Source organism: Vagococcus fluvialis (assembly GCF_048815235.1).
GTDB lineage: Bacteria > Bacillota > Bacilli > Lactobacillales > Vagococcaceae > Vagococcus.
The window spans coordinates 124,041-137,030 of the sequence record NZ_JBMEAO010000002.1 but is presented as its reverse complement, the minus strand read 5'-3'; the positions used below and the strand labels follow the sequence as shown (position 1 = coordinate 137,030).

The 12,990-nt window shown below is 32.5% G+C and carries 14 protein-coding genes and 1 riboswitch; all 14 genes read right to left on the bottom strand.

All coding sequences use genetic code 11. The annotated features are described in order from the left end of the window. Positions 1–7: 7 nt before the first annotated feature. Complete coding sequence (locus ACODH8_RS01950) at positions 8–643, bottom strand: GntR family transcriptional regulator (protein WP_332465501.1); 636 nt, start codon at positions 641–643, stop codon at positions 8–10. Positions 644–667: 24 nt separating this feature from the next. Then, positions 668–1,801, bottom strand: coding sequence for a 5-(carboxyamino)imidazole ribonucleotide synthase (locus ACODH8_RS01945; protein WP_332465502.1), 1,134 nt, complete (start codon positions 1,799–1,801; stop codon positions 668–670). 127 nt (positions 1,802–1,928) lie between these two features. Beyond that, positions 1,929–2,504, bottom strand: coding sequence for a xanthine phosphoribosyltransferase (locus tag ACODH8_RS01940; protein WP_332465503.1), 576 nt, complete (start codon positions 2,502–2,504; stop codon positions 1,929–1,931). 52 nt (positions 2,505–2,556) lie between these two features. Then, positions 2,557–2,654, bottom strand: a riboswitch (purine riboswitch). Between the two features lie 44 nt (positions 2,655–2,698). Beyond that, on the bottom strand, positions 2,699–4,366 hold the full coding sequence (locus ACODH8_RS01935; RefSeq protein WP_420517471.1) for a glucosaminidase domain-containing protein: 1,668 nt from the start codon (positions 4,364–4,366) through the stop codon (positions 2,699–2,701). Between the two features lie 22 nt (positions 4,367–4,388). Beyond that, positions 4,389–5,948 carry a hypothetical protein gene (locus tag ACODH8_RS01930; RefSeq protein WP_332465505.1) on the bottom strand — a complete coding sequence of 520 codons (1,560 nt, stop codon included), beginning with the start codon at positions 5,946–5,948 and terminating at the stop codon, positions 4,389–4,391. A gap of 189 nt (positions 5,949–6,137) precedes the next feature. Next, positions 6,138–7,007, bottom strand: coding sequence for a 16S rRNA (cytidine(1402)-2'-O)-methyltransferase (rsmI, locus tag ACODH8_RS01925; protein WP_332465600.1), 870 nt, complete (start codon positions 7,005–7,007; stop codon positions 6,138–6,140). 46 nt (positions 7,008–7,053) lie between these two features. Then, positions 7,054–7,386 (bottom strand): DNA replication initiation control protein YabA, encoded by a 333-nt coding sequence (locus tag ACODH8_RS01920; RefSeq protein ID WP_332465506.1) that lies wholly within the window; start codon positions 7,384–7,386, stop codon positions 7,054–7,056. Between the two features lies 1 nt (position 7,387). Then, positions 7,388–8,218, bottom strand: a complete 831-nt coding sequence (locus ACODH8_RS01915) for a stage 0 sporulation family protein (RefSeq protein WP_332465507.1) — start codon at positions 8,216–8,218, stop codon at positions 7,388–7,390. 17 nt (positions 8,219–8,235) lie between these two features. Beyond that, a complete protein-coding gene (locus ACODH8_RS01910; RefSeq protein ID WP_332465508.1) occupies positions 8,236–9,180 on the bottom strand; it encodes a DNA polymerase III subunit delta' in 945 nt (314 codons plus the stop codon). After that, complete coding sequence (locus tag ACODH8_RS01905) at positions 9,180–9,509, bottom strand: cyclic-di-AMP receptor (protein ID WP_332465509.1); 330 nt, start codon at positions 9,507–9,509, stop codon at positions 9,180–9,182. The genes ACODH8_RS01910 and ACODH8_RS01905 overlap by 1 nt, the downstream gene beginning before the upstream one ends. Before the next feature lie 19 nt (positions 9,510–9,528). After that, positions 9,529–10,173 carry a dTMP kinase gene (gene tmk / locus ACODH8_RS01900; protein WP_332465510.1) on the bottom strand — a complete coding sequence of 215 codons (645 nt, stop codon included), beginning with the start codon at positions 10,171–10,173 and terminating at the stop codon, positions 9,529–9,531. A gap of 19 nt (positions 10,174–10,192) precedes the next feature. Further along, on the bottom strand, positions 10,193–10,789 hold the full coding sequence (gene recR / locus ACODH8_RS01895; protein WP_332465511.1) for a recombination mediator RecR: 597 nt from the start codon (positions 10,787–10,789) through the stop codon (positions 10,193–10,195). A 66-nt stretch (positions 10,790–10,855) separates the two neighbouring features. Beyond that, a complete protein-coding gene (locus ACODH8_RS01890; protein ID WP_332465512.1) occupies positions 10,856–11,170 on the bottom strand; it encodes a YbaB/EbfC family nucleoid-associated protein in 315 nt (104 codons plus the stop codon). 20 nt (positions 11,171–11,190) lie between these two features. Next, positions 11,191–12,897 carry a DNA polymerase III subunit gamma/tau gene (gene dnaX / locus ACODH8_RS01885; RefSeq protein ID WP_332465513.1) on the bottom strand — a complete coding sequence of 569 codons (1,707 nt, stop codon included), beginning with the start codon at positions 12,895–12,897 and terminating at the stop codon, positions 11,191–11,193. Positions 12,898–12,990 lie beyond the last annotated feature (93 nt).

Here is a 12,990-nt window from a genome sequence, read left to right as displayed (position 1 = left end):
CTCCGATTTATATTTGTTGATCAATTAACTCTAAGTTCAGACGGTTAAAAAAGACTCTGATATCTTTTCGACATAAGTCGTAAGAATCTTCACTCATATGTTGGCAAATTTTTTCCATACAATGAGCGACTTCGTTATATAAAAATAATAACGGAACATTTGGAAACTTAACATAATGAAGCTGTTCAAAATTACTAACAATTAATTGCTTAATTAATTGATTATCCATTTGCCCTAAGAAACAGCATAATACCTCTTTTAATTGATTTTGTTTACCAGAATAATCTGATTCACTTTTCATTATTTCCAATTGATCCAAAACCTCTACTGTATCAATTTTCAATTGTTTAACCTGAAGTTGAAATAGGTAATTTTGTAAAAGTAATTCTAATAATTGCGTTCTTTCAATAAATTCTTTTTCAGCTATTATTTGTTTTTTCACTGTTACGCCGCGATTTGTTTCTTTCTCAAGATAACCTTCATCAATCAATGAATTAATCGCCTCTCTTATTGGAGTTCGACTAATAGATAACTCATTTGATATATCTTGTTCCACTAAGCGGACATCATTTCCCCATCTCCCTTCAATAATATTATTCTTTATATAATCATATGCCATTTGTTGCATTCTACTTTTTTTCACTAATTCTTCCGTCCACTTCTAATACTAGTCATTCAATAAGCCAGCATGCTTTATTTCTTGTATCGTTTCTTCAATGTTACTTGATAATATGGTAACATGCCCTTTAACCGCTCCAACTTCCTTTGGATATTGATAAAAATGAAAATGCCATTGTCTTTTTTTATTTAGTAAAAAGAGAATCGTATCATAATTATCTTCTGTAATATTAAAAGTTATTGCAGGTCTTAGTTGCTCAATTTTTGGCAACGGCCAATTACAAATCCCCCTAATGTGAATATCATATTCTGAAAAATCACATGCATCTAAACTATAGCTGGATGATTCATGAGCAATTGAAGATATTTCATTAACAAATAAGTTGCCAGATTCATTAATAAAAAATTCGACTCCCACTACTCCTGAAACATTTAATTCCGAAGCAATTACTCTAGCAATAAGTTTTATTTGATTTTGTGTCGAGTCATCTAGCTCTTGAATATCAATTGGCGCTTTTATTTTTTTTAATTCACCTTGTTTATTATGAATTGTTTCAACGATTGGAAACAAACTGTACTCACCATTCCCATTAATACCTATTGAAAGAAAAAGTTCTTTTTTTAATGAGACATAAGATTCGACTATACATGCCCCCTGTTGAATTAAAGGAACTGCTAAATCAACTTCATCTTCTGATTGAATAACCACAATACTCTCTTCTTCTCCGTACCTTCTTGTGCTTTTAACAACACAAGGGTACCCAACAATTTGAGCAGCTTCTTTAATATCTGAAATAACGACTGCTGTTTCATAAGGTAGGATGTTAATAGAATGATTATCTAAAAATGCTCGTTCAATCAATCGATCTTGAGTAACGCCTAAACCGAATGTTCCTTGAGGAATTAAAACAATATCTTTTAAGAAATCTATTGCTTGTGTATCTAAATTTCTGGTTTCATAAATAAGCACATCACTTTTTTGCGCTAACTCAAGTAATGCGTGTTCATCATTGTATTCCGCTTCTATGTGCCAATCTGCCACTTGCGCTGCTGGGGAATTTTTTAATGGATCCAAAATCCCTACTGTGAGACCGTATTTTTTAGCTGACATAACCAACATTTTGCTTATATGCCTACCACCGATGATACCAATTGTGCTTCCTGGTAAAATTATTTCAGACAACATCCTTCACTACTTTCTACTAATAAATCTGATAATCACTTATAATAGTAACAATCTCAGAATCGACTGTAAAGGCTAAAAGATGACAAAATAAAAACAGTTACTCTTTTTGAGTAACTGTCAGCAACTATTCTTCAATAAATGTCACTTCATTATTCTTTAACGATTTAATTCGAGCTAATGAATCTACTTTGTATCCTTTTTCTTCTAATAATGTACGTCCATTTTGGAATGACTTTTCAATAACAATGTTAATCGCTTCAACAGTTGCTCCTGCTTGGGTACATAATTCAACTAAACCTAAAGCAGCTTGTCCATTTGCTAGAAAATCATCTACAACTAAAACATGATCTTTTTCTGTTAAAAATTTAGTTGAGATAGAAATTTCATTAGTCACTTGTTTCGTAAAAGAATAAACCTCTGCGGTTAAAAGTTCTTTATTCATAGTTAAACTTTTTTGTTTTCTAGCAAAAATAACTGGCACTCCTAATTCCAAACCAATAAATACTGCTGGCGCAATACCAGATGATTCTATCGTAACAACTTTTGTTATATTTTTATCGCGGTAGCGATTAGCAAATTCTTTTCCTACTAAACTCATTAATTCTGGATCAACTTGATGAGTTAAAAAGCTATCAACCTTTAACACATCTTCCTCTAATACAGTTCCATCGCTAATAATTTTATTCAATAATTCTTTCATGATTGGCCTCCAAATATTTTTTCCCTATTTAGCTGAAAGCAAAAAAGGCCTATGAAGGTCCAAATTTACTTATAGTTCAACATTTAGGGTGCTGAGTAGAAACGATTATCCATATTATAATCATATATAAGCTCTTTAGTTATAAGCTATTTCGAAGTAAATGTCAAATCACAAAAAAAAAGAGATTTCTCTCTTTATTTTTGTGTCACTTGATATTTAGTAGGTTTCTCTAAACCTTCAAATAACTTATCTGTCATCGTCTGACCTAATTTATTAATTAAATCGACACTTTGATCTTTTTTCTTGTTATCTTTAATTGCAACAGTTGTTTCTTTGTCTTTATCTTTTACCTCTTTTTTAACTTCATCATATTTAGTTAAATCATAGGTATCAATTAAAGCATTCATCTTTTTATGATATTTGCGGTCTTGATTTTTTTGAGCCGTCATATAAGCAGTTACTTTTTTATAAGTATCTTTTTCTGACATCGTCATCTCTTTCAAGGTTTCTTTGTCTTTTTTCATCTCACTTACATAATCTTCCATAGCTATTTCATAACTTGGATACTCTTTATAATCAACTTTTTCAAGCTTAGGTCCTTCAGAAGTGTGTTTAATTGTATCTAATTCAACACTTTTTTCTTCATAATTTCCTTCAGTCAGAAAAATGTTATGACTTTCTGCTAATACATTGTTACCCGATGTACTTTGAAGAATCGCCTCAGCTATCATAACAGAAGCATATAAATCATTTTCTTTTGCTATTTTTTTACTATCAGGAGCTATTTCTTTGATGAATTTTTCTGTTTCTTTTGATTTTTTCATCTTACTCTTTGACGCTTTAGCTTGGTCATATTGAGTTAAATCATAGGTTTCAATCAAACCATTTAACTTTTCGTTATAGCGAGTGTCTGTTGCATAACGTCCTGTTAAGTATTTAGTTGCTTCTTCATAATTATCAGTATTTGATTTCCAAGCACCTTGATAGAAAGTTGATCTACCTAAAGTACCACCAGTCATAAGAGTCGCGTAATCTTCTAATGATTCTTTATAACTCGGATATTTTCTAAATTTAGCAGTAATTGTATACATACTACCTGAACCATTATCCTCTAAGGTCGGCATTTGAACAGATTCACCTTTATAAGAACCTTTAATACCAAATAAATTATAATTTGGAGCTGAAGCTAAGCCACTATTTCCTGATCCACTTTCAAGGATAGCTTGGGCAATCATAACAGATGCATATAAATCATTTTTTTGCCCAATTGCTCTTGCATCTTCACCGATTTCTTCAATAAACTCAGCCGTTGATTGATTTTTAGTATATTTGATAGGAGCTTTTATCTCTTTAGCATCAGACTCATCTTTTTTATCTGAAGAAGGTTTTGTTTCCCCTTTTCCATCAGTTGAGCTGCTAGTTGAAGACGTCCCCTTATCACTAGAAGAACTACTAGAAATATTATGGCTATTATCTGTAGATGAAGAATTAGTTGATGAGGAGCTACTTGACGTATTGCTGCTCTCACTTGTACTACTGTTTGAAGAAGAACTACTACTCGTTTCACTAGTTCCAGTCTCCTCAGAGCTTCCAGAAGTAGATTCTTCTGGAATATCTGAAGATGATGCTGACGTTTCAAAATCACTTGAACTATCTAAATTACTACTAAACTCACTATCATAATTAATAACTGAAGTGACATCAGGTAATCCTGGCACTCGGTTAATACCTAAAGGTTTTGTTTCTTCTGCAATAGCAACAGTTTGAAGTATAGGACCGCAAATCGAAAATAACGTCGTTGTTACACCAACAAAAATCCCCATTTTACGATGTACTGGTTGTTTATTCTTTTTCGTCATCATCCTCTACCTCACTTTCTGCTTATTATAGTCTATCAATATCTCCGATTGATTCTAATTTTCTTAATAATTCAGAAAATACTACTTCTGATTCTGCTTTGATTTTTTCTAATTTTCTGTAATAATTACGAGCTTCTTGACTCACTGCACTTAATTCCATTTCTGAATCAGCTACACGGCGTTTTGCTTCGTAGTTAGCTACATCAACGATTTGACGTGCTTTAGCTTGAGCTTCTAACATAACGTGAGCAATATCTGATTGATTCATTGAACCTGATTGTTCAGCTTTTAAGTTAGCAATTCTTAACTCTTCTTTAACTCTTGCTAGTTCCGCTTGTAAACCTGAAACTTCAGGTGTTTGAACAGATTTTAATTCTGTTACTTCTTGTTCTAATCTAGCTGATCTTGTTTTTTCTGAAGCTAATTCTGTCAAGCTAGTTGTTACATCAACTTGTTGTTGACGCATAGTTGATAATTCTTTTTGTAATTCATTGATTGCTTTTTGATTTTCTCTTAATTCTGCTAATTCTTTTTCTAATTCCTCAGTTTGGCTAATTCTTTCGTTCATCTCAGTTAACTCCTGTTCATTTTTCGTCATCATTAATTTATTAGATTCAATTTCTGTTTCATAACGTTCTATTAATTCTGTTTCAAGTTTTTTAGATTGCTCTAACTCTTCTTCTAATTCTTTGATTAAGCGAATATTCTCTTCAATAATTAAATCATTTTTACTAGAACCTGTTTTAGAATCTTCTAAATTTTGTTGTAATTCTTCAATTTTTTCAACAAAGACATTATTCTCTGATTTCAGTGTTGCAATTAAGTTAGTTGCTTTTTCTAACTCTTCAGATAAATCAGAATTTGATACTAACAAAGTGTCTCTTTCTTCTGTCAGTTCTGTTATCTTAGCTGTTAATTGAGAATTTTCTTTTTCTTGAATTTCTTTTTCTTGAATTAACTCTGACAATCTTTCATCTAACTCTTTTACTTGTGACATTTCTTCTTCTGTTGTTTCTGATGCTGTTTCCATATCTAAAAGACGTGTCTTTAATTCATTATTTTCTTCTAAAACGTCATTATACTCTTTAAGCTGATCTGATAAACTTTCGTTATTAGCTTCTACAAAAGATAAACGACTCGTTTGTTCTTTTAATGATTCATTTTCAATTAGGATTTCTGCCAATTGTTCTTTAAGTTGAGCCATTTCTTCCTCATTCACAGAAACTGGTTGTTTTTCTTCTGTTAATGAAATCTTTTCAGGAGCTACAAAATCTTCTTCATACGTTACATCATCTGAAGACTCTACTTCATCCTCTTTTGTTGTAGTAAATGGACTGACATATGTGTCTTCTTTTGAATCAAAAAATTCTAATTCTTCTTCATCAGTTACCTCTGTTGGTGTTTCTGAAGATAAATTAGGAATTGTTGGTTCATCACTACTATCACCTTCATAGTAATAATAGTAATAATAGTCATCATCATCTGTATTTCCATAAATCTGACCAGATACATTTTGCTCTTGTTCTTCATTTAAAGACGTTTCTTCATCGTTTTCATCACGACGTTTTAACCAATTATTAAACAATACAATTCCACCTCACAATAAAACTTATATTAAAAAACATGACATATCCAAGTAAAATCAAAATAAAAAAACAACTTTTTTAATAAAAAAAAATCTCAATATCCCTATTCTAATGGTACTTATACAAGTAAAATTATATCATAACCTTATTAATATGCAACTTTTTTTTAGAAACAGAAAAATAAGATTTTATTCTTTTTCATGAAACTCTTTGTAGACTTCTTGTTTTTTTAATCCTCTTTTTTTAGCAACTTCTTTTATAGCTTCCTTACTTGATAGCCCTAGAGTCGTCATTAACAAATTAACATGTTCAAGAGGTGTTAACTCCTCTTCTAACATCGAGTTATCCTCAAGATTAGCCCCTTCAATAATCAAACAACATTCGCCTTTGATAGACTTCTCATCAAAGAATTCCATCAACTCTTGAATAGTTCCCCTAGTGTACTCTTCATAGAGTTTTGTTAATTCTCTACATAAAACAGCTTTTCTAGTTGTCCCTAAAACCTCAGACATATTAGTTAAGGTTTTAACAATTCTATGTGGTGATTCATAAAATATTATTGTTGCTTGTTGGTTTTTTAATTCTTCTAATGCCTTTTTTTGTTCGTTATTTTTACGTGGTAAAAAACCATAAAACAGAAAAGGTTGCGGAGAAATACCGGATGCAATTAAAGCGGTAATCCCTGCTGAAGCCCCTGGCAGTGACACAACATCAATTTTTTCTTCAATGGCTTTAACAACAAGTTCATGTCCAGGGTCACTAATAGATGGCATGCCTGCATCACTAACTTGGGCAATCTTTTTACCATTTAGTAACGCATCAATTAATTCAGGAACACGTTCTTTTACATTATGTTCATGTAAACTTGTTTGTTTGGTCTCAATTGAAAAATGATTAAGCAATTTCTGAGTATTTCTAGTATCTTCACTTGCTATTAAATCAACTTCCTTTAATATGTTAATTGATCTAATAGTCATGTCTTCCAAATTACCAATTGGTGTTGGAACAAGATAAAGCTTACCTGTATCCATATTTTTAAAACTTTTCTGTTGCATAATTTTTTCTCCTTTAAAAAAACTGGTTAGGCTAGTGCCTCACCAGTTTTTATTTTCCATAAATCATATGTGAACAAAAGACACACTCTTCATGATTTTCTCTTCTAGATCCGTAAAAATCTTTACAGACATGAAACCCTTGTTCATAAAGTTTTTCTAAATTAAGTCTTGATTTAGATAATTCTTGTTTACTATCTTCTGGTAAATCTTCACGCTCTAATTTTTCTAAGCGATCTCTTAAATGTTGATTTTCCAATTCTAGATTCAGATTTTTCTCTAAAACCGTATCAACCACATCTTTCATTTCACTCACTTGAATTAACATGGTTTGTAACGCTTTTTCTATATCAACTAATTCATCATAAAGATTTGTTTTTTCCATGCTAATCTTCCTTTATCTTCTGCTCTTTTACTTCTTCTAATTCGTCTAATCCATATTCCATAGGGGTTTCTCTTGTTTTTAATTTAACCCTGATTACTTCAGATAAAACATTTAATCCAATTACTCTACCTGGTCCATCTGGTGTCTCGATTGTTTGTCCAAAGTCTGGCATTGATTTTCTGATTCTCTCATACTCATCATTTTCGTAATTTAAACAACACATTAAACGACCACAAACTCCTGATATCTTAGCAGGATTTAAAGATAGACTTTGCTCTTTTGCCATTTTTATTGACACAGCGGCAAAATCACCTAAAAAGGTACTACAACATAAAGGTCTACCACACGGCCCGATTCCGCCAAGTAGTTTAGCTTCATCTCTTACACCGATTTGTCTTAGCTCAATTCTTGTTTTAAAGATACTAGCTAAATCTTTAACTAATTCTCTAAAATCGATGCGACCATCAGCTGTGAAACTAAAAATAATTTTACTACGATCAAATGTATATTCAGCATCAACTAATTTCATTTCTAATTGATGTTTGATTATTTTTTCTTTTGCTATTTTAAATGCTTCTTTTGCATCTATTTGATTTTGATGATATTTTTTTAATTCCTTTTCAGTTGCTACTTGTAGGATTGGTTTTAATTCATCTGGCAAATCACTTTCAGAAATTTCTTTTTGAGGAATAGCTACAAATGCTAGTTCTTTTGCTTTTTGCGACTCCACTAAAACTTGTTGATTATATGTATATGTCACGTTGTCAGTTGCACCGGCATAATAATAAATTCTTCCTGCAGGTTTAAAGCGAACTCCGACTACTTCTACCATTTTGTTGCCCTCCTATATTAATTCAGTAATTGCCACACTAATTGCTCACAGACATTTTGAAAAGAAACATTGGCTTCTAACTTCCTTCTAGCGTTTATGACTAATTCAATTGATGAAGTTAACCTCTTTTGGGACATCCCTTGATTAATAACTTCTTCTTTTAATTTTAAACGATACATCACAAGTAGTATATCTAAAATTAGAAATTGCTGGTCTTTATCTTTTGCTATTTTCACTAAATGTTGTTGAACAAAAATAAAACTTAATGGGTTATTATTCTCTAAATATTGAAACCATTTAGACACAGTTTCTTTAGAACTATTAAACCACTCATCCTCTGATAATTCAACTGCCTTTTGAATGGAATCTGTTAATTCAACAAGTAATTGAATCGTTTGGTTGGATAGTTCACCTTGTTCTTTTAAACGTGATTCAATGCTTTTCTTGGACACTGGTTTTAAATACACTTGTTGGCATCGTGATTGAATCGTTGGTAATATTCTATTTGTATTAGATGTTAAGAAAAAGACATACATCAATCCATCAGGCTCTTCAATAAACTTTAACAGACTATTGGCTGCGCTAGTTGTCATTTTTTCAGCTTCTCTAATAATTAAAACTTTTTGTCTTGATTCCATCCCGCTACGAATAAAGGTTTGTTTGATTTCTCTTACTTGGTCCACTTTAATCCGCTGTCCATCTGGTTCAACAGTATTGACATCTGGAAAATCAAAAGATTCAATCCGGCGACATGTATCGCAATTTCCACAAGGTAACCCATCTATCATGTGAATACAAAACACTGATTGAGCAAGCCACAAAGAAAAATCATAGCTAACGGTGCTATCCAAATGTTCAATGAGATAGGCGTGAGTCAATTGTTTCCTTTTTATAACTTTCTCAAACTGAGAAGCCACTTGAGGTTGTGTTTCTTTTACGCGATTTATCAATTTAGTTGTCATTAGAATTGATGAAACCCTTCAACAGGCATCACAAAAACAGTTGCTCCACCAACTTGAATTTCAATTGGATAACTTCCATGAGGATCCATTGATAAATCAAAAGTGACTGGTGAAGTAATATATTGCTCTCTAGATTGACATGTTTCTTTAATGACTTGTAATACCTCTTCTACACGCTCATCTTCAATCCCGACAATAAAAGTTGTGTTCCCTGCTCTTAAAAAGCCACCTGTTGTTGAAAGTTTTGTAGCACGAATATTTTCTTTGACAAACTCACTAGATAAACGATTGCTGTCCTTATCCTGTACTATTGCTAATAATAATTTCATCTTAATCCCTACCTTTCTTCTAATTAAAAATAGAAGGGAACTTCTCTACAATTAAATCATAACAATTTTTTGTCACTTTTTCTATATCTTCTTTTGCATCTACTAAAAGAATTCTATTAGGATTGTCTTCTAGTAACTTCAGATACTCAGCTCTTACCGTTTGATGAAAAGCTAAAGATTCTTTATCCAATCTATCTAATTCTTCTTCTTTTCTTCCTTGGTTAATTCTTTCTAGCCCGATTTCTGAAGGGACATCTAGGTATAGAGTCAAATCTGGCAAGTGACCTTCAATGGCAAATTCATTTAATCGATAAACTTCGTCTGCTCCTATTCCTCTTCCAGCACCTTGATAAGCTACTGAGCTATCTACAAATCGATCACATAAAACAACTTTTCCAGCTTTCATTGCTGGTAATACTTTTTCTATCAAGTGTTGACGTCTAGCTGCAGCATATAATAAAGCTTCTGTTCTTTCATCCATCTCTGTATTAGTAGGGTCTAAGATAACTTGGCGAATTTTCTCAGCAATTGGGATGCCACCTGGTTCTCTAGTTACAACCAACTCCGTATTAATCGTTGCCTCTAATTTCTCTTTCAACTTCTGAATAACTGTTGTTTTTCCTGCACCATCTGGACCTTCAACGGTAATAAATATTCCATTCATAAATAAATTCTCCAATTCCTTACAATTCTGTTCGACCTTCAACTGCTTTTAACAAAGTAATTTCATCAGCATACTCGATATCGCTTCCCACTGAAAGGCCATGAGCTAAACGAGTCACTTTGATTCCAGCTGGTTTTATTAAACGAGATAAATACATAGCTGTTGCTTCTCCGTCGGTTGTTGCATTAGTTGCAATAATAACTTCTGTTACTTCATCACTATGTAATCTTTTAATAAGAGACGCAATATTTAAATCATCTGGACCAGTACCATCCATTGGTGACAACACGCCGTTTAATACGTGATACAGTCCTTTGTATTCTCTCATTTTCTCCATAGACATGACATCTTTTGTTTCTTCTACTACCAAAATCGTTTGTTTATCTCGACTTGGATTTCGGCAAATGTCACATGTTTCTTCATCCGTTATATTGCCACAGATATGGCAATAATGTAAATCTCTCTTAACACTAATTAATGACTTGGCAAATTCAGTCACATCTTCTTCTCGCATATTGATTGTATAAAAAGCTAAACGAGTTGCTGTTTTAGCTCCAATACCTGGTAATTTCATATAACTTTCAATTAACTTGGCAATCGGTGTAGGATAATGCATAAGTTCAGCCTTCTTTCTCTTAAAAAAAACAGGAAGGGTCTCTTCCTGTCATCATGTTTATCTAATTTAGAATCCAGGAATATTCTTAGCGTATTTTCCCATCATTTTTTCAGTTTCAACTTCAATTTTAGCAAGAACATCATTTGTTGCAGCTAAAACTAAATCTTGTGTCATATCTGCATCTTCTGGGTCTAAAACATCTGGATTAATTGTTACAGAAATAACTTGTCTCTCACCTGTCATCACAACTTTTACAAGACCGTTACCTGCTTCACCAGTAAATTCCATACTATCTAATTGAGCTTTTGTTTCTGTCATTTCTTTTTGCATTTTTTGCATTTGTTTCATCATACCTTGCATATTTCCCATTCCACGCATCATAATAATCTCTCCTATTTTCTTTAATCTTCAATCACATTCACAAAAGAACCAAATAACTCTTTAGCTTCTTCCACAACTGGATCTGTTTCTATTTTTTTAGGGGCATCTTCTGAGTCTTCTGATTTATCCATTTGAGAGATAAAAGAAGTTCTAAGTTCTGTCCACTGTTCTTTTGGTACACTAATCAAGTTAGGCGCATAGTTTAATAATCTGTTTAAACCGTGTTTCATCGCTAGATTTAGTTCTTCATCTTGACTAGCTTTCTGACATAATATCTCATATTCAAAAGCAACAATCAAGCCATCTTCACTAGCAGCTACTGGCTCACTTGCTTTTATCATCGCCCGTTGTGTCACTGATAAAAATTGTAATAATTCTTGCCATGCATCTCGTACTGCAAGTAACTGATCTTTTTTAGCTTTTTCTAAAATCTGATAGACTTGCTCAGTTGGAATTCTATAAGTAGGTGCTTTCGCTTTTTTAGCGGTTGCCCCTTGACGAGATTCCCCTTGATTTGATTGAGACTGTCTTTCTTTTAAGCCTTGTAATTCTACTTCTAACTGATTAATTCTCTCCACTAATCCACTTGTATCAATACTAGCTAAATCAACTTCTTGTGCATTAGGCTTTTCTACTTTTCTGATACTTAAAGTAGTGGCTAACTTAACTGTCATTACCTCTAAAAATACAGTAGGCTGATGACTAAATCTGATTTCTTTTTGTGTTTCATTTAATTCATTAATTAACTGGTAAAGCTGCTCAAAGGATACATCTTGACTTAACTGTCTAAAACTTTCTGTTAAAATACCTACTTGCTTTTCTAAAACAGATGGTGCTTGTTTATAGACAAGTAAATCACGACAATATAATAGTAAGTTCTCAACAATACGATTGCTTTCTTTACCTTCTCGCAACAATTCATTTAATACAGACAAGGCTTCTTCTGCTTCACTATTAACACAATGAGATAAATAATTATCCATTATCTCGTTTGTTAAACTACCTGTCACTTCCAAAGCATCATTGACTGTTAAATTACCTTCACTAAAAGAAAGAGCTTGGTCTAAGATACTAAGTGCGTCACGCATACCACCTTCAGCACTTCTAGCAACTATTTTGACAGCTGCTTCTTCGTAATCAATTTGTTTGTTTTCTAAAATTTGACTTAAATGTCCAATAATATCCTCTAAGCCAATTCGCTTGAAATCAAATCGTTGTGTTCTTGAAATAATGGTCGCTGGTATTTTATGAGGCTCTGTTGTAGCTAAAATAAACACAACTTGTTTAGGTGGTTCTTCTAAAGTTTTTAATAGTGCATTAAAAGCACCAGAAGATAGCATATGAACTTCGTCAATGATATAAACTTTATAAGAAACTTGTGTTGGCGCATATTTTACTTTATCTCGAATATCTCGAATTTCTTCTACCCCGTTGTTACTAGCTGCATCAATTTCAATCACATCATTTACTCTACCCTCTGTGATACCAATACAGTCTTGGCAGACATTACAAGGTTCACCGTTTACTGCATGTTTACAGTTAATGGCTTTAGCAAAAACTTTAGCAGCACTTGTTTTCCCTGTCCCTCTAGGACCTGTAAAGAGATAAGCATGAGAAACTTTATCTTGGATGATCGCATTTTTTAACGTTTGGGTTATCATTTTTTGGCCAACCATCTCATCGAAGGTTTGAGAACGCCATTCGCGATACAATGCTTGATAGGTCACTTTCATTCTCCTCTCTTTTTGAAACTCATCCTCCATTATAATAGAAATTCACTTAAATTTCTACGGTAGGCAGATGAATTATTGCTTTTTTCA